This window comes from Desulfobacter hydrogenophilus (assembly GCF_004319545.1).
In the GTDB taxonomy this organism is placed as follows: domain Bacteria; phylum Desulfobacterota; class Desulfobacteria; order Desulfobacterales; family Desulfobacteraceae; genus Desulfobacter; species Desulfobacter hydrogenophilus.
Genome location: NZ_CP036313.1, coordinates 167,154 through 183,998, shown reverse-complemented (window position 1 = coordinate 183,998; position 16,845 = coordinate 167,154). Strand labels below are relative to the sequence as shown.

Annotated in this window: 16 protein-coding genes; 5 read left to right on the top strand and 11 right to left on the bottom strand. The window is 44.7% G+C overall.

Annotated elements, in window-relative coordinates; translation table 11 throughout:
* Position 1 precedes the first annotated feature (1 nt).
* The 9 genes from clpS to EYB58_RS00820 all read right to left on the bottom strand — a co-directional run bounded on the left by clpS (position 2) and on the right by EYB58_RS00820 (position 10,009).
* On the bottom strand, positions 2–310 hold the full coding sequence (gene clpS, locus EYB58_RS00860; RefSeq protein WP_111954180.1) for an ATP-dependent Clp protease adapter ClpS: 309 nt from the start codon (positions 308–310) through the stop codon (positions 2–4).
* A 117-nt stretch (positions 311–427) separates the two neighbouring features.
* A complete protein-coding gene (gene secA, locus EYB58_RS00855) occupies positions 428–2,953 on the bottom strand; it encodes a preprotein translocase subunit SecA (protein WP_111954178.1) in 2,526 nt (841 codons plus the stop codon).
* A 324-nt stretch (positions 2,954–3,277) separates the two neighbouring features.
* Positions 3,278–4,057 carry a M23 family metallopeptidase gene (locus EYB58_RS00850; RefSeq protein WP_242637509.1) on the bottom strand — a complete coding sequence of 260 codons (780 nt, stop codon included), beginning with the start codon at positions 4,055–4,057 and terminating at the stop codon, positions 3,278–3,280.
* A gap of 195 nt (positions 4,058–4,252) precedes the next feature.
* Entirely contained in the window at positions 4,253–5,290 is a 1,038-nt protein-coding gene (argC, locus tag EYB58_RS00845) for an N-acetyl-gamma-glutamyl-phosphate reductase (protein WP_111954174.1), read from the bottom strand.
* A 110-nt stretch (positions 5,291–5,400) separates the two neighbouring features.
* A complete protein-coding gene (locus tag EYB58_RS00840) occupies positions 5,401–5,853 on the bottom strand; it encodes a macro domain-containing protein (protein WP_111954172.1) in 453 nt (150 codons plus the stop codon).
* Between the two features lie 18 nt (positions 5,854–5,871).
* Complete coding sequence (locus EYB58_RS00835) at positions 5,872–6,624, bottom strand: amino acid ABC transporter ATP-binding protein (RefSeq protein WP_111954170.1); 753 nt, start codon at positions 6,622–6,624, stop codon at positions 5,872–5,874.
* A gap of 25 nt (positions 6,625–6,649) precedes the next feature.
* Positions 6,650–7,750, bottom strand: coding sequence for an amino acid ABC transporter permease (locus EYB58_RS00830; protein WP_111954168.1), 1,101 nt, complete (start codon positions 7,748–7,750; stop codon positions 6,650–6,652).
* 1 nt (position 7,751) lies between these two features.
* Entirely contained in the window at positions 7,752–8,927 is a 1,176-nt protein-coding gene (locus tag EYB58_RS00825) for an amino acid ABC transporter permease (RefSeq protein WP_111954166.1), read from the bottom strand.
* Positions 8,928–8,995: 68 nt separating this feature from the next.
* Positions 8,996–10,009, bottom strand: coding sequence for an amino acid ABC transporter substrate-binding protein (locus EYB58_RS00820; protein WP_111954164.1), 1,014 nt, complete (start codon positions 10,007–10,009; stop codon positions 8,996–8,998).
* A gap of 231 nt (positions 10,010–10,240) precedes the next feature.
* Between EYB58_RS00820 and trhA the strand changes: the two genes are divergently transcribed.
* The 3 genes from trhA to EYB58_RS00805 all read left to right on the top strand — a co-directional run bounded on the left by trhA (position 10,241) and on the right by EYB58_RS00805 (position 13,388).
* The gene (trhA, locus tag EYB58_RS00815) at positions 10,241–10,900 is read left to right on the top strand and encodes a PAQR family membrane homeostasis protein TrhA (RefSeq protein WP_111954162.1); all 660 of its coding nucleotides are present in this window, start codon (positions 10,241–10,243) and stop codon (positions 10,898–10,900) included.
* A 92-nt stretch (positions 10,901–10,992) separates the two neighbouring features.
* Entirely contained in the window at positions 10,993–11,547 is a 555-nt protein-coding gene (locus tag EYB58_RS00810) for an NUDIX hydrolase (protein ID WP_111954160.1), read from the top strand.
* A gap of 5 nt (positions 11,548–11,552) precedes the next feature.
* Positions 11,553–13,388: a M48 family metallopeptidase gene (locus EYB58_RS00805; RefSeq protein WP_111954158.1), complete on the top strand. Its 1,836-nt coding sequence runs from the start codon at positions 11,553–11,555 to the stop codon at positions 13,386–13,388.
* An 89-nt stretch (positions 13,389–13,477) separates the two neighbouring features.
* On the opposite strand, the gene EYB58_RS00800 is transcribed toward EYB58_RS00805, so the two are convergent.
* Positions 13,478–14,254: a hypothetical protein gene (locus EYB58_RS00800; protein ID WP_242637508.1), complete on the bottom strand. Its 777-nt coding sequence runs from the start codon at positions 14,252–14,254 to the stop codon at positions 13,478–13,480.
* The gene (locus tag EYB58_RS00795; RefSeq protein WP_111954323.1) at positions 14,157–14,582 is read right to left on the bottom strand and encodes an iron-sulfur cluster assembly scaffold protein; all 426 of its coding nucleotides are present in this window, start codon (positions 14,580–14,582) and stop codon (positions 14,157–14,159) included. Before EYB58_RS00795 ends, EYB58_RS00800 begins: the two co-directional genes overlap by 98 nt.
* 372 nt (positions 14,583–14,954) lie before the next feature.
* Here EYB58_RS00795 and EYB58_RS00790 point away from each other — a divergent pair, with 372 nt between their 5' ends.
* Both EYB58_RS00790 and EYB58_RS00785 read left to right on the top strand, forming a co-directional pair.
* On the top strand, positions 14,955–15,185 hold the full coding sequence (locus EYB58_RS00790; RefSeq protein ID WP_111954156.1) for a KH domain-containing protein: 231 nt from the start codon (positions 14,955–14,957) through the stop codon (positions 15,183–15,185).
* Between the two features lie 496 nt (positions 15,186–15,681).
* Positions 15,682–16,845 (top strand): ABC transporter substrate-binding protein, encoded by a 1,164-nt coding sequence (locus EYB58_RS00785; RefSeq protein ID WP_111954152.1) that lies wholly within the window; start codon positions 15,682–15,684, stop codon positions 16,843–16,845.

Here is a 16,845-nt window from a genome sequence, read left to right as displayed (position 1 = left end):
TTTACTCCTTTTCCATTGTACTTTTTAAGGGAAACCCTTTGCTGCTTGCCAGATTATGCACTGTCTGAACTTTTGTTTCCGCTATTTCCCGGGGATAAATACCGCACACGGCTTTCCCCTTATTATGTACATTAAGCATTATTTGTGTGGCTTTTTCAAGAGATTTTCCGAATACCCGGACCAGAATATCCACCACAAAATCCATGGTTGTATAATCATCATTGTGTAAAAGCACTTTATACATAGGCGGATGATCCTCACTTGCATCATGGGATACTTTGGGTCGGGTTTTGGAATCAGTGGATGTCATACCTTAACCTTGGGTTCAATTGATTTATATAAAGGTCCCAATAAGTTGTTAAATTACATTTCATATTTTGTTGTGGGTTGAGTCTGGGTTGAAAGACCAGAGGCCGACCCATGGTTGTCATTGCCCGCAGCATTTCTTATATTTCTTGCCTGAGCCGCAGGGGCAGGGGGCATTTCTTTGGACCTTTTCAGATGAGCGCCTGACCGGCTGTTTGGGGGCGGATTCGTCAGAATGGGAAGAAAAAGTCAGGTCCTGCTGTTCTTCCTGCTTCATCTCTTCAACCTGGTTGGGGGAGGCGATTTGAATTTTAAACAGGATATCCACCACTTCCTGTTTGATCCGGTTCATCAGGTCCTGGAACATATCGAACCCTTCTTTTTTATAGATACGCAAAGGATCCTGCTGGGCATACCCACGAAGGCCGATGCCTTCTTTTAGATGGTCCATGTTCAAAAGATGTTCCTTCCATCGGGTGTCTACGGTCTGAAGAATAATAAACCGTTCAACGTGGCGTATGATTTCAGGGCCGTACATCTCTTCTCTACTCTGGTATCGGGCCTGGGCTGCATCAAATATAAATTGCCCCAGCTGGTCGGCCGAAAAAGCTTTTTGCACAGGCTCATCTAAGGACAGATCCATATTGAATTGACTTTTGATCGCTGCCGAAAGTCCTTCCAGGTCCCACTCCGTGATTGCTGTTTTGTCTAAAACGAATCCTTCCAAAAGGTCATAGGAAACATCTTCCATCATATCGTGGGTCACCTGTCTGAGATCTTTGGCTGTCAGTGCCTGACGACGCTGGCGGTAAATGATCTCGCGCTGCTGGTTCATGACATCGTCATATTCGAGCAGGTGCTTTCTGATTTCAAAGTTGTGTCCTTCCACCTTGGATTGGGCGTTTTCAATGGCTTTGGAAATAAATTTATGCTCAATATGCTCGCCTTCTTCTATGCCCAGCCGGTCCATTACGGAATGGATACGATCACCGCCAAAAATTCTGAGCAGATCGTCTTCCAGACTCAAATAAAACCGGGAGCTTCCTGGGTCGCCCTGGCGCCCGGACCGACCCCGTAACTGGTTGTCAATACGCCGGGATTCATGGCGGGATGTGCCGAGAATATGAAGGCCACCAAGCGCTTTAACCCCTTCTCCTAGTTTTATGTCAGTACCACGGCCGGCCATGTTGGTGGAGATGGTCACAGCGCCTTTCTGGCCGGCATTGGCCACAATTTCCGCCTCTTCTTTGTGATGCTTAGCATTGAGAACAGCATGCTTAATCCCCTTTTTTTTGAGCTTTTCGCTTAGGGCTTCTGAGACATCAATTGAAATGGTACCCACCAGTACAGGCTGTCCTTTTTTATGCAGCCGGATGATCTCTTGGATGGCGGCATCGTATTTTTCCTTCTGGGTTTTGTAGATAAGATCTGCCCGGTCTTCACGGACCATGGGCTTGTCTGTCGGAATGACGAGCACATCAAGATTATAAATCTTTTTAAATTCTTCTGCTTCCGTTTCCGCTGTTCCGGTCATGCCAGACAGTTTGTCATACATTCTAAAATAGTTCTGAAAGGTGATGGAGGCAAGGGTTTGGTTTTCATTTTCAATTTTAACCCCCTCCTTGGCCTCAAGGGCCTGGTGAAGACCTTCCGAGTACCGCCGGCCACTCATAAGCCGGCCTGTAAATTCATCTACAATGATAACCTGGTCATTTTTTACAATGTAGTCTGTGTCACGTTTGAAAATTACATGGGCCTTTAAAGCCTGGTTGAGGTGGTGCAAAAGTTCAATATTGGCCGGATCATAAAGATTATCGACATTGAGCAGCTCTTCACCCTTTGCAATGCCGTCTTCGGTAAGGGACACGGTTTTTGATTCTTCATCCAGGGTATAGTCGGTATCTTTTTCGAATGCCGGGATAATCGTGTTGATCTGGGTATACAGATGGGTCGATTTTTCAGCCGGGCCTGAAATAATCAACGGGGTTCTTGCCTCGTCAATGAGAATGGAGTCCACCTCGTCCACAATGGCAAAGTTTAGATTTCCCTGGGCCAGCTCTTCGGGGTCGAATTTCATGTTGTCCCGCAGGTAGTCAAAACCAAATTCGTTATTAGTGCCGTATGTGATGTCTGCGGCATAGGCCTGTTTGCGTTCCTGGGAATCCAGGTCATGAAGAACTACCCCTACGCTCAGTCCTAAAAAATCATACACCTGGGACATCCATTCAGCGTCACGTTTGGCCAGATAGTCATTGACCGTAACAATGTGAACGCCTTTGCCCGAAAGGGCATTCAGGTAAGCGGGTAGGGTGGACATCAAGGTTTTACCTTCACCCGTTTTCATCTCTGCAATGGTCCCGCGGTGCAATGCAATGCCGCCAATGAGCTGGACGTCATAATGGCGAAGTCCAAGGGTACGCACCGACGCTTCCCTGACCAGGGCAAAAGCTTCGGGAAGAATGTCGTCCAGGGTTTCTCCCTTTGCCAGACGGTTTTTAAACTCAGTTGTTTTTTCACCGATTTGGATATCCGATAAAGCCTGGATTTGGGGTTCAAATTCGTTTATCTGGTCAATAATAGGCTGAATTTTTTTAAGTATCCTATCATTGTTGGATCCGAAGAGTTTAGTAAGAAAATTGAGTACCATGTAAACGCTGCCTGTTTATATTATGAGGTCATTTAATTTGTCAGTACAACATATAAGCATTCTTATAGGAAATAAAAGAAAAAAATAATTCGTGTTCATTCAGAAATAAGTTTTTTGCCCGATTTTGAGTAGAGTTCTTTTTCGAACTCGTTGGATGAAATTTTTAATCCTCGGACTCGAAGGAGAGTTCTTCGTAAATATGTTGTGTATGACTGTAGTTAAAATTTTTATCCGATTTGAATTTGAACAAACATGCTTATTTCTCAATAGATACAAATTTTTTTTGAGCAGGTGGTGAAACAACGAACAATAAACCTCTATACACTAATTGAGGATGTATTTTGAGGGGTTGACAGGTGTACCGTTGACAAGAACCTCATAGTGAAGATGGGGGCCGGTGGTTCGACCGGTATTGCCTAATGTGGCAATTGCTTCCCCTCGTTTGACCTGTTGGCTTTTATGAACGAGGATGTCTCTTAAATGTGCATATTTGGTTGCTTTTCCATATCCGTGGTCAATAACGACAACCTTTCCGTATCCAGTTTTTCTTCCGGCAAATACCACTTTTCCGGTCGCAGTTGAAACAATTTTAGTACCTATTCGGTTGGAGATATCAAGGCCTGAATGAAAGCTTCTCCTTCCGGTGAAAGGAGATCTACGGTAACCAAAGGGCGAGGTGATAACACCTGAGACCGGCTTGATGGATGGGGAGGAGGCCAGCAGGTTTTTCTTTTTCGTCAGTTGGTCAATCAGGTCATTGAAATCAAGTTTTTCTTTATCAGCAACCGATTTGATCTGTTTTACCTGATGATGCATTTCCCGTATCAGAGCGTTATGGTGGGTGTTAAGGGGGATTTCTTGATCAAGATCGGTTTTCGATACGCCACCGATGCCCAAAAAGCCTGATGATCGTCCTGATTTGTCGATATCTGCAATAAGACGTACCTGATTCTCTAATTGTCCAAGTTTTGTGATCTGCTCTTTTAATCCCTGAATTTCTCCGGCAAACATCTGAATTTGGCGTCTCTGGTCTTCAAGTTCAGTTTTTTGGGCGGTGATGGTTTCAAATAGTACGCCATTATCACGCTCAGTCCGCTTAAGCAAATAGTAATCATAGCCGAAGTAGGATACTATCCCGACGCAGGATAGGAAGAGAAACATAGAACAAAGTAAAAATGATTTTCTAAGCGAAATTTCTTTGATCCTTGAACTATCCCCTGAATGAAGCCATATTTTAATTCGACTTTTCATCTGCCTATTAATACAAGGTATATATTATCCGGTCAAGTGGAAATTTACTTACAGCGGGGTTTGCACCCAATCCAACCCTGCTTTTTCGTCAATGGAGAACATGATGTTCATATTCTGTACTGCCTGGCCGGCAGCTCCCTTGAGCAAGTTATCAATGGCTGAAACCAGTATAAGACGGCCCGATTCAGCTTCCAGGTAAAAACCGATATCGCAACAGTTTGTTCCCTTGATATGGGACATGTTCGGAAATTTATCCGGGGGCAGAATCCTGATGAACGGTTCATTTTTATACCATTTATTTAGGGCGTTGCGAATTTGTTTTTCGTCGACACCTTCACAAATTTGGGCATAAATGGTTGAAACCATACCACGGATTACGGGTACCAGGTGGGGAACAAAGGTCAGGGACACTGTTTCCCCGGCAGCTTTAGTCAACACTTCGTTGATTTCAGGGGTGTGCCTGTGATTACCCACTTTATAGGGACCAAAGGACTCGTTTACCTCACAAAAATGGGTGGTCAGGGAAAGAGAGCGTCCTGCCCCGCTGACCCCGGATTTCGAATCTGAAATCAGGCCCTGGGGGAAAATCAGCTTTTCCTTGAGCAGCGGAACCAGAGGCATAAGGATGGATGTTGGGTAACACCCGGGGTTCCCAATTATCCTTGCGTTTCTGATCTGCTCACGGTTGAGTTCACACAAACCGTAAACGCTTTCTTCCAGAAGATTGAGGGCGGTGTGGGGCTGATATACCGCTTCATATGCTTTGGCATCATCAAACCTGAAGTCCGCTGATAGATCTATAACTTTTATACCCTGATCTATGAGTTCGGGTGCAAATGCCATGGAAACCTTGTGGGGCAAGGCCAGAAATACGACATCCACTTTACCTGAAAGCGCTTTGGCATCAAAGGACGTGCATATCAGGGATTCAAATCCGCGCATGGAAGGAAAGATGTCGGTAAATGATTTGCCCTGGTACGAGTTTGAGGTGACTGCTTCGAGGCTGGCCTCAGGGTGGTTGGAAATCAGTTTGACAAGTTCCAGGCCGGTATAGCCTGATGCGCCCACAATTGCTGTTTTAATCATTTTTTTAATCTTTATCTTTAGTCTTAATGTATATTTTTCGTCCAAACACTAAGATAAAATCAGCAATTGTGCAAACCCTAATTTGATTATTTTTTAATTATCTGATGTAATTAACTAAGCTCAATCAGCGTGTGAGCCTCGCCTTCCAGAGCGCTGTCTATTATTTTACGGATAATTTTCCAGTCGCCTTTGGCAAGCCCGGCCCCAATTTTAGGATATCCCATGCGATTACCGCTGAATTGTCTTTTCAGTGTGGTAAAAACCTTTGCTATGGCATCATAATCAACCAGCACCCCGTCCCCCGAATAGTGATATTGGGTGTAGGCATTGATCACATATAACTTGCTGGATGGCGTATTTACGCATGCCTTTGAATAACTGCCAAGTTTAGATCTGTCACCGGATTCCGTTGCAAGGTCGGCTTCCCAGGCTTGGGGAAATTGGGTGCGGATCTGTTTGGCAATTCCGGCGTCCATGGTGCAAAAACAGTTGCAGCCGTGAATAATGAGATCAAACTGCCCTTGCCGGGCCAGCTGAATTAAATCGCCTTTGACGCATTTCATGGGACGTGTTTCCGTAAATTAGTTTAAAATCTGACTTAAGAAGAACTTGGTGCGTTCATGCTCGGGATGCTCAAAGAAATCCGTGGGATTATTTTCCTCAAGAATCATTCCTTCATCCATGAGCATGACCCGCTGGGCTACGGTTTTGGCAAACCCCATTTCATGGGTGACCACAATCATGGTCATGCCCTCTTCGGAAAGCTGGACCATGACATCCAGAACTTCTTTGACCATTTCTGGGTCCAGGGCCGAGGTGGGTTCATCAAAAAGCATCACTTTGGGCTTCATGCAAAGGCTTCTGGCAATGGCCACCCGCTGCTGCTGCCCACCGGAAAGCTGGCCTGGAAATTTATTTGCCTGTTCTGCGATTTTGACTTTTTCAAGATAGAACATGGCGGTTTCTTCGGCTTCTTTTTTTGGTGTTTTTCTTACCCATATTGGGCCTATGGTCAGGTTGTCCAAGATGCTCAGATGGGGGAAAAGATTGAAATGCTGGAAAACCATACCCACTTCCGTACGAATCTTTTCAATATTTTTCAAATTGTTAGTCAGTTCTATATCGTCAACAATGATTTTTCCCTTCTGGTGTTCTTCCAGACGGTTAATACATCTGATCAAAGTAGATTTTCCCGAACCCGAAGGCCCGCAGATGACTATTTTCTCCTGCTTTCTGACTTCCAGGTTGATGTTTTTTAATACATGGAAATCGCCATACCATTTGTTCAGGCTCTGTATCTGGATAATTACGTCGTCTTGTCTGGTATCGTTCATAGTTTATGCTTTCAAAAAAAGATCTTTATCGTTTGTCCGTATCCAGTTCCCGCTCAAGCTTGCGTGAAAAATTGGACATAGAAAAACAGCCTAAAAAATAAATCAGGGACACAAAAAGATACATTTCGGTGGAAAATCCCATCCATTCAGGGTTCTGGATGACGTTTTTTGCGGTCATCAAAAAATCAAACAGGGCAATGATAACCACAAGGGAGGTGTCCTTGAACGCGGAAATCAGAACGCTGACTGTGGGCGGGATGACGATTTTAAGGGCCTGGGGTAGAATAATCAAGCGCATGGTCTGGACGTAGTTCAGGCCTATGGCATCTGCGGCCTCAAACTGCCCCTTGGGCATGGCCTGCAACCCACCTCTGACCACTTCGGCCACATAGGCGCCCGTAAACAGAATAATGGCGACCTGTGCCCGAAGAATATTGTTGATGGTGAGCCCTTCGGGCAGAAATAATGGGAAAATAATGGATGACATAAAAAGCAGTGAAATGAGAGGTACGCCCCTGATAAGTTCAATATAGGCAACAGACATCAGCCGGATCAACGGCATCTTTGATCCCCTGCCAAGGGCGAGAATGACACCCAGGGGGTATGCTGCGGTCAGTCCAAAGACGGAAAGCAGCAGTGTTAAAGGTAGCCCCCCCCATTTCATGGAGTTCACAGAGGTTAATCCTAAAATTCCGCCCTTCATGAGAATCCCCATGGCCACAAGACCGATCGGCCAAGCGTATGCCAGCTTTCTTACCCAGAATCTGCGGTTGCTGGAGAAAAATAACAGCACAAAAAGGATCATCATGGCCGTAAAGGGCCGCCAGTGAAGATCATGGGGGTAAAAACCGAAAATAACAAACCGTAAGTTTTTAAATACCACGGACCAGCAGGCCCCTTCGCATTGTTTGCAGACATCCGGGGTCGTGAACCAGGATGCCTTGATAAAGGCCCACTGAATAAAGGGTGGAAGAAATTTAAGGAGGAAGGCAAGGATAATGAGGGTTAAAACGGAATTAAAAATTCCATTAAACAGGTTTTCCTTAAACCAGCCAATGACGCCTCTTTGGGTCACCGGTAGTTTGATACTTTTTATTTCCTCAATATTTATGGGGGTGACAGTCATATTATCTTTCCACCAATTGCGATTTTTTGTTGTACCAGTTCATGAACAGGGAGGTGGTCAGGCTAAACATAAGATAGCATCCCATGATCAGTGCAACCCCCTCAATGGACTGTCCGGTGATGTTAATGGTGGTGTTGGCCACAGAAACAAAGTCCGGATATCCGATGGCAATGGCCAGCGACGAATTTTTAAGCAGGTTGAGCATCTGGCTTGTCAACGGCGGGATGATGACGCGAAGGGCCTGGGGAAGGATAACCAGGTTGAGGATAAGGCTTTTTTTAAGCCCAAGGGACATGGCCGCTTCTGTCTGGCCCCGGTCGATGGCCTGGATACCGGCGCGTACAATCTCTGCCACAAAGGCTGATGTGTAAATTACAAGGCCTAACAGCAGGGCAATGAATTCAGGCGAAAGCATCAGTCCGCCTTTGAAATTAAATCCCTTCAGTTTAGGGACATCCATGGTATGCGGTGCACCAAAGAGTAACCATATCAGAAACGGCAGGCCGATAATAATGCCCAAAGAGGTCCAGAAAACAGGAAAATCCTTTCCGGATGATGTCAGTCGCCGCCAGGCCCAGGATTTCAGGATCAATGCTCCCACAATCCCTAAGCCGAAAGCAATAAACATGTAGACATGGGCCGGATGGGAGACCGGGGCCGCCATGATGACTCCCCGATTACACAGATACATACCGGGAAAAGGATTCAGGGCTTGTTTGACCGGGGGCAGGGCTTCGTAGAAAAGGGCATACCAGAAGAAAAGCTGAAGCAAAATCGGTATGTTCTGCATGACTTCAATGTAAATGCCGGCCAGTTTTTTCACCAACCAGTTGTCGGATAGTCTGGATATACCGACAAATACGCCGAGGACAAGACACAAAGCAATGCCGAGGACACTGACTTTAAGCGTATTCAGGATGCCGACGACCAACGCTCTGGCGTAGGAGTCTGCAGCCGAATAGGGGATCAGGCTTTCACCGATTTCAAAGCCTGCTTCTTTATCCATGAAGCCGAAACCAGAGGCAATATTTTGTCGCTCAAGGTTGGCCAGAGTGTTTGAGATCAGATACCAGGCTAAAAGGCCCACCATGATTACGGTCAGTGCCTGGTAGGCAATGGCCCGTTTATCCGGGTCCAGCCAAAACGGTACTTTTTCTTCCAAAATACTGTTTTTCATAATTTATTAATTCAGATGAAAAGGCCCGGAGGCTGAATGCTCAGACTCCGGGCTATATTGGAAAATTGCTATCTGATGGGCGATGCATACATCAGACCGCCTTCGGTCCACAAGGCATTGAGGCCTCTTTGCAGCCTAAGTGGAGTATTGGGGCCGACGGTGCGGTCAAAACTTTCACCATAGTTGCCCACCTGTTTTACAATATTGTAGGCCCATTTGTTATCAAGGCCTAATTGGGCGCCCATACCCGGCGTTACGCCAAGGAAACGCTTGATATCCGGTTTTTTGGATTTGAGCATTTTATCAACATTTTGGGACGTAATGCCGAATTCTTCAGCCTGGATCATGGCCATGATGGTCCAGTTAACAATATCATACCACTGGTCATCACCGTGCTTGACAACAGGCGCCAAAGGTTCCTTTGATATAATTTCCGGTAGAATTTCATAATCAGTCGGTGTCTGCGCTATCGCCCGGGCACCAGCCAGCTGGGACGCATCAGATGTAAGCACATCGCAACGGCCGGCAAAAAAGGCCTTGGCCAGCTCTGCGGTTTTTTCAATAACAACGGGTTTCCAGTCCATGCCTTGGCCCCTGAAGTAGTCGGCAACATTCATCTCAGTGGTGGTACCGGGAAGAACACAGACAGTCGCACCGTCCAGGTCTTTTGCACTTTTGACACCCAGTTTTTTGGATACAAGAAAACCCTGGCCGTCATAGTAGTTGGGATGAACAAAGTTAAGGGCGTTTTTGGTTTCTCTAGAAAGGGTTACGGTCGTATTGCGGCACAGTACGTCCACTTCACCGGATTGTACTGCCGGCAAACGCTGTACAGCGGTCAATGTAGTAAATTGAACCTTGGTTGCATCGCCAAAAACAGCGGCTGCAACGGCTTTGGCTGCATCAACATCCAGGCCTTTCCATTCGCCGTTTTTGTCTGGCTTGCTGAACCCGAACAGGTCGCCGTTTACACCGGCTTTAAGATAGCCGCGGGCTCTAACGTCATCCAGTGTTCCTGCTCCGGCAACAGATACGAGAACCAGTGAAATGATACAGATAAACGCAATATTTAACCGCTTCATAGATAACTTTCTCCTTAATAATGATTTTTGATATTTAAAGAAACATTCGTAAATATTTAGCATATTATGTCTATTTTTCAAAAGATTTTCTTGTTTTGTGCATAGATCGGATATGTAGAACCTTTTATGCTCATATTTGTAAGAAATAGATTGGCCGAATTGGGTAAAAATAATGTAAATTAGATCTGACGCACCTTGTCTAAATCATATCTCAGGGATAAATGACAAATTATGTGTATATGTGAAAAATTTCTAAGGGAACCTGTCAATGCCATCTCTCACGGGGCCGGAGCAGTGGGCGCCATAGCTGCATTGACGTTAATGGTGATATCTGCGGCCCTGTATGCCGATGTCTGGCATGTGGTGTCTTTCTCTATCTTTGGCGGAACTCTCATTCTAATGTACGCTTCAAGTTGCCTCTATCATGCCTTAAAAATTTCAGACCGGGCATTAACAGTTTTCCGCCGCATCGACCATATCATGATATTTGTTGTCATTGTAGGCTCCTACACCCCGTTGTGTCTTGTCCCTTTGCGGGGGGCATGGGGCTGGAGCCTTTTGGGGGCCGTATGGGCCATTGCGTGTGCCGGTATATTCATTAAGATTCTTTTTATGGGAGCGCCCAGATGGATTTCCACCGTGATATATCTTGTCATGGGCTGGCTTTGCGTGATTGCCGCATATCCCCTGGTTAAAAATCTGGAACCCGGTGCTTTAATGTGGCTGGCCGCAGGGGGGCTTTTCTACACCGTCGGCGCTGTTATTTACAGCTTGAAAAGGCCCAATCCCTTTCCCCGGATTCTGGGTTTTCACGAGATCTGGCACTGCTTTGTCATTTTGGGTAGTGCTTCTCATTTCTGGCTCTCGTTTAAATATTTAATGTACATCTGAGGCCCTTAAGTCCAATATATTGTTTATTCGCGTTGCATTCAGGACTGGTATGTCTTAATTTTATCTTTATTTAATTTAATCAGGAGATTTTTGTGGACATATATAAAAAAGAACAGATAACGGATTATCCTCATCTGAATTTAATTCGCGCCGATTACAAAGACAGGGGCGGCATGAATAAGTCTTGGCTGTATGCGTCCAGGCAAAATTCGGCCGAGCCCGATGCCGTAGTGATTGTCCCGTTCCATGAACGGGAGAATAAATTGGTCCTTATCAAAGAATTCCGGGTGCCCTTAGGCGGGTTTCAGTATGGTTTTCCCGCAGGCCTTGTGGATTCCGGCGAAAGTATTGTCCAGGCCGGCCGGCGCGAACTATATGAAGAAACCGGCTTAACTGTTGTGAATGTGATAAAGCAAAGCCCCGCGATATTCTCTTCAGCAGGATTAACAGACGAAAGCATCAGCCTTTTGTATGTGGCATGTGACGGATCGGCAAATATCGAGCATAACGAGGCTTCCGAATTGATTGAGGTAAAAATGCTCTCCCAAGACCAGGCCGTCAACTGTATGCGCCAAGACAATATTCTGTTTGATGTAAAAACATGGATTGTTCTGGACCGGTTCGCTTCAACAGGCCAGGTGGTATAGGACCCGTGTTTTCAAATTTTATATATTTTCTGGCAGCCCTGGTTATTTACACTACGTCGGAGTTGTTTGACAAACCTTCGGGGGTTGACCTCGGGGCCATTGGTTTCTGCCTGGCCTCAACGGCTGTTTTTGCCCTGGTCTGCCGGCTTTGTTTCAATCGCCTGTCAGCCCTTGGGCAGTCCTTGGCGACACAGGATATTGACCAGCGGGTGAATACAGCTGTTTCACGACTTTCCATTGTGGCTCTGGTGCTTTTTGCCGTAAATATTTATGGCTTCCGTGTAAATCATTTACTATCGGGTATTGCTTTATTCCAATGGGTGCCCACCCTCGGTGCGATGTTGTTTCTTGGATTGTTTCTTTTTTATCTGATTTTGATATGGAACTTTGCCTATCAGATCCAGAAACGTTTTTTTACCGGTTCTTTGACCAAAAAAAGTTTTATCCTTTCCAATGTTGCCTTTTGCCTGCCTGCCATGCTGCCCTGGTGTCTTCTGTCTTTTTTGGCTGACTGCCTGGGACTTTTACCCTTTGAAGGACTTAATCGCTTTTTAAACTCCACAGTCGGGGAAGTGATTTACATTCTTTTTTTTGTCATTGCCATCTCTGTGTTTGGACCGGTCCTGATACAGCGTTTATGGGGATGTCGTCCACTGGCACCAGGATTTGACAGGCAGCGTATTGAAAAAACATGCCGGATGGCTGATCTCAAATACAGAGATATCCTGATTTGGAACCTGTTTGGCGGCGGTATGATCACTGCCGGTGTTATGGGGATTGTCGGTCGGTTCCGGTATATCCTGGTGACGCCGGCATTGCTTGCCTGTCTGGATGATGATGAAATTCAAGGGGTCATCCTGCATGAAATAGGTCATGTATATCACCGGCACATGCTTTTTTATTTGTTTTTCTTTGCCGGATTTATTGCCTGTAATTTTGTTTTTTTTGAACCTTTAATGCTCATGATTTATTTGATCAATCCCTTGCATGACGGGGGGACTTTTTTAGGGCTCAGTCAGGATACGACCCATGCCGCCATCACCTGTCTGATACTCATAGGGCTGTTTATTCTGTATTTTCGGTTTGTTTTTGGTCTGTTCATGCGGTCTTTTGAACGCCAGGCAGATCTGCATATTTTTAAATACTCAACTTCGCCATCGGCATTGATTTCCACCTTTTACAAGATTGCATCCCTAAGCCGCCAGTCCATTGATAAACCCAACTGGCACCATTTCAGCATTGGAAAGCGTATTGGTTTTTTGGAAAAGTGCCGGATGAACCCGGATCTGATCCAAAGCCACCATGGGAAAGTAAAAAAAATGATTGCCGGGTATCTCCTTGCTGTTGGGGGTATTTTTTTCATTGGGTACAGTGTTAGTTACGGAGGACTTAACACCTCTTTTACCCGATTTGTCGCCGGAAAAATTTTAAGCCGTCAGCTTGAGCTTAATCCTGATAATTCTGATTTATATGTGCAGGTGGGTGATTTTTATTATGATGCCCGGCAGTATGAAAAGGCCACGGTGGCCTATGAAAATGTTTTAAAAATTGATCCGGTTAATGTCCATGCCTTGAATAACCTGGCCTGGCTTCTGGCCACATGCCCGGATAAAGCCTTTCAAAACGCCCCCAGGTCTCTGGCCCTGGCCCGTCGGGCCGTGGATATCCAAAAGGAAGCATATATATTGGATACCTATGCCGAAGCCCTGTATTTGAATAATCAGAAAAGCCAGGCATTGGCGGCGGCAAAGCAGGCGCTTGAGATTTCAACCCAAAGAAGCCAATATTACAGAGAGCAGGTGATACGATTTGAAAAAGCGATGCAGAACTCTTTTTTTTGAATATCAAGGTTACGAGCCTGTTTAAAAATAGACTGATTGGCTGCAATCACATGATATTTCGCTTCGATCCCCTAATTTTTAAACAGGTTCTAAAGTCCCACGGGAAGAAAACTCATGCTGGCTATATGGACTGCCTGTTTGACGAACCGGTCCCCCCGTTCAGCTATTATCAGGGCCATGGTATCTGATAAAACAATTAGTTTACCAAAAATCCGCTCAAAGCTTAAGTTGGGTATGTCCCCCTCCAGGGTGTTGGTGATCAGGCATACTCTACCGGTGGATGTATGTCTGGTTTTCAGGCGCCACACCAGAATTTCTATATTTCTGGCTGAATTGTAAAAATTTTGGGAGGAGAGAAAATCAAGCATGAACAGGCGGCATTTATTGTTATAGGCCATGTGCAGCATGGTGAACAATCCGTACATGACCGCATATACCCGGTCTCCTTTATAATCGGGTTCAAGGCCTGCCAACATGGCGTGGGTTGACCGTCTGTTTATAAGATCAGGCTCGGGAGGCGGGGCAGGGCATTTGAATATGTCTGAAATCCTGGATGAGATAGTTGCTCCCGGGGTTTTAGCCAGTTCCCCGGGATTCATTTTGTACAATTTTCGGGTGAGTGTTTTTAGAAGCGTACGTGTCTGCTCAATATAAATATCCGATACCATATTGATATCGGATTTGGCCAGGGTCTCAACGCTGAAATTCGATGAGACACATCCGGCTGATAGAAGCGAAATGCAGACAAGAACAATACTGGAAAACCACTTAAGAAACGTGTGTCGTTTGAAATTCCTCAAGGCCCTGATGCATTGTTTTGACTGCCAGTTGGATACAATGATGCTTTTTTTCCGGTATACTTTCAAGGACCCTGAAAACATCTCCGTCATTTATTTCTAAAGCCTGCTCAATAGTTTTTCCCTTGACAAGATCAACAGTCGCCATTGCCGCAGAGATGGCACCTGCACATCCTGCGATCTCATATTTGGCATCCTGAACAATTTCGTGTTCATCAACTTTTAAATAGATTTTCATTGTATCACCGCAGGAACCAACTTTAAAGGAAATTTGGTTCGCATCTTCAATGGAACCCATATGTTTTTTTCCAAGATAATATTCAATAGCCGGTTCCCCATATCCGGCTTCGGACAGCATTTTACGTTCTGAATCCTGTATTGTAATTTCTGTGACCACTTCATACATCCTTAATTGTATGCCCTTACCAAAAACAAATATTTTATCGGGCAAAGGAATAAAATATTTTCCCGGTACATAAATATAATAACCTCTCTAAAATAATGAATTCCGTTTTTATGTCAAGGGGAATGACTATTTTCGTCTTATGGTTCTCACGATTATTCCTGCGATATGGCATGAAGAATAAATATTTTTCCGGTTCAATTCCGGGTTTTACATTGAAATCTTCAAAGCACTGTAAATAGGGGGTTGTGATTATATCCAGTTATGATATTCTATACCGACGATTTCGACAGGTCAACCATAAACCGTTAAATGTTGTAGCTTAAATATCTTATTCATTATCATTTTGGTTAAAGGAGATCCGTAATGAAAGAGTTGATTACACTGATGGCGAAAGCGCTGGTTGATGATCCTGAAAAGGTTGAAGTACAAGAGATCAAAGCTCAGCAAACCGTTGTTCTGGAACTGCGGGTGGCCAAAGAAGATCTAGGAAAAGTGATCGGCAGAAAAGGTCGGACAGCCCAGGCCATGCGCACTATCCTTTCCTGTGCTTCTGCAAAGGAACAGAAAAGAGTCATTCTGGAGATTGTTGAATAGGGCGAGAATTGACGCACTTTATGTGCATACAAAGGCTTGCATGACCTGTTGGCAGGCGCGGTTTTTACCCCCAACGTTGTATAAAATTTTTTTAAAATTAATGAAGCGATTGGAATCAAAATGAAAATTCATATACCGCATTATCATCAGGATCTCACATAGGTCAGATCCTGATTTTGTTTTAATTTGCTTAAATTTTTTATCCTTCTGAGAAGCCATGAGAATTTTTCTTTATTTGTTGTCAAGGTTTTGAGGTCGCCTACCATATCCCGCAACCTTGAGCGTCTTGAAGCTATAATTCTCATGCCTTTTGCTACGTTGGGGTTTATAACTCATAAGTCATCTGTTGCAGCGAGTCTCTTTCCAGAGGCTTTTAAAAAAGGAACCCGTTACAGGACGATTAAATTATGAGAGATTAAACTAATAATGTCTCATTCTGTAATATGGATAATGTCCATTTTTAACGTCCGTTGTTTTATTGAAAGGGATAACGCCAATGCAAATATTAAAACATTTTTTTTGTTTAATTCTGTTTTTTTTCCTGATTTCCTCTGTTTCGGTCATGGCTGCTGACAAGGGTCATTTCAGCATAAAGCCAGGTACGAATGATGGCAAAAAATGGCGGATCGGGTATTTTGAGGGTGGCGAATACGTTAATTACCAACTCAATTTTCTGGGGATTGTCAGGGGATTGATGGACATGGGATGGATGGAAACGGCCAAAATTCCGGATCAGTCCGGTGAGCAAACCGCCAAATTGTGGCAGTGGTTGGTAAATAGCACCAACAGCAGGTACATTGAATTTGTCAAGGATGCGCATTACACCGGTAACTGGGACACTCCGCTTATTGAAAAGATGGTGCCGCAAATTATTTCACGTCTGAATAATAAAAAAGATATTGATTTGATCATTGCGGCTGGAACCAAGGCCGGTCTCAAGCTTGCCACAAATGACCACACAGTGCCTACACTTGTTATCTCAACCACGGACCCACTGACTGCCGGTATTATTAAAAGCGTTGCCGATTCGGGTTTTGATCATGTTCATGCCCGGGTTGATCCCTACCGCCATGAACGTCAGATTAAGCTTTTTCATGACATTATCGGATTCAATAAACTTGGTATTGCCTACCAGGATACTGAGCAGGGTCGCAGTTACGCAGCACTGGACAGTGTCAAAAAAGTGGCAGATGAGCGTGGATTTAAAATTGTTCCCTGTTTCACCACAGATGAAGGTGCAGATGTCAAAAAAGACGAGGAAAGTGTAAAAAAATGCTTTGCAACTTTAGGGAAGAGCGCTGATGCCATTTATGTTACCACTCAGAACGGTGTAAATGCAGACAGTATTCCCGAGCTTGTAAATATAGCCAATAAATACCGGATTCCTACCTTTACCCAGTCCCATTCCGAGCAGGTAAAATATGGATTCTTAATGAGTATATCCAGGGCAAATTTTCAATATGTCGGGCGGTTTTATGCCAAGACCATGGCCAAAATATTCAACGGAGCTAAACCAAGGGATATCGCGCAGTTGTTTGAAGACCCCCCGAAAATTGCCATTAATTTAAAAACTGCTGAATTGATCGGTTATGATCCGCCTGTTGATGTTTTAAGTGCAGCAGATGAAATAGTTGAAGACATTGAGATTCCTAAGAAATAG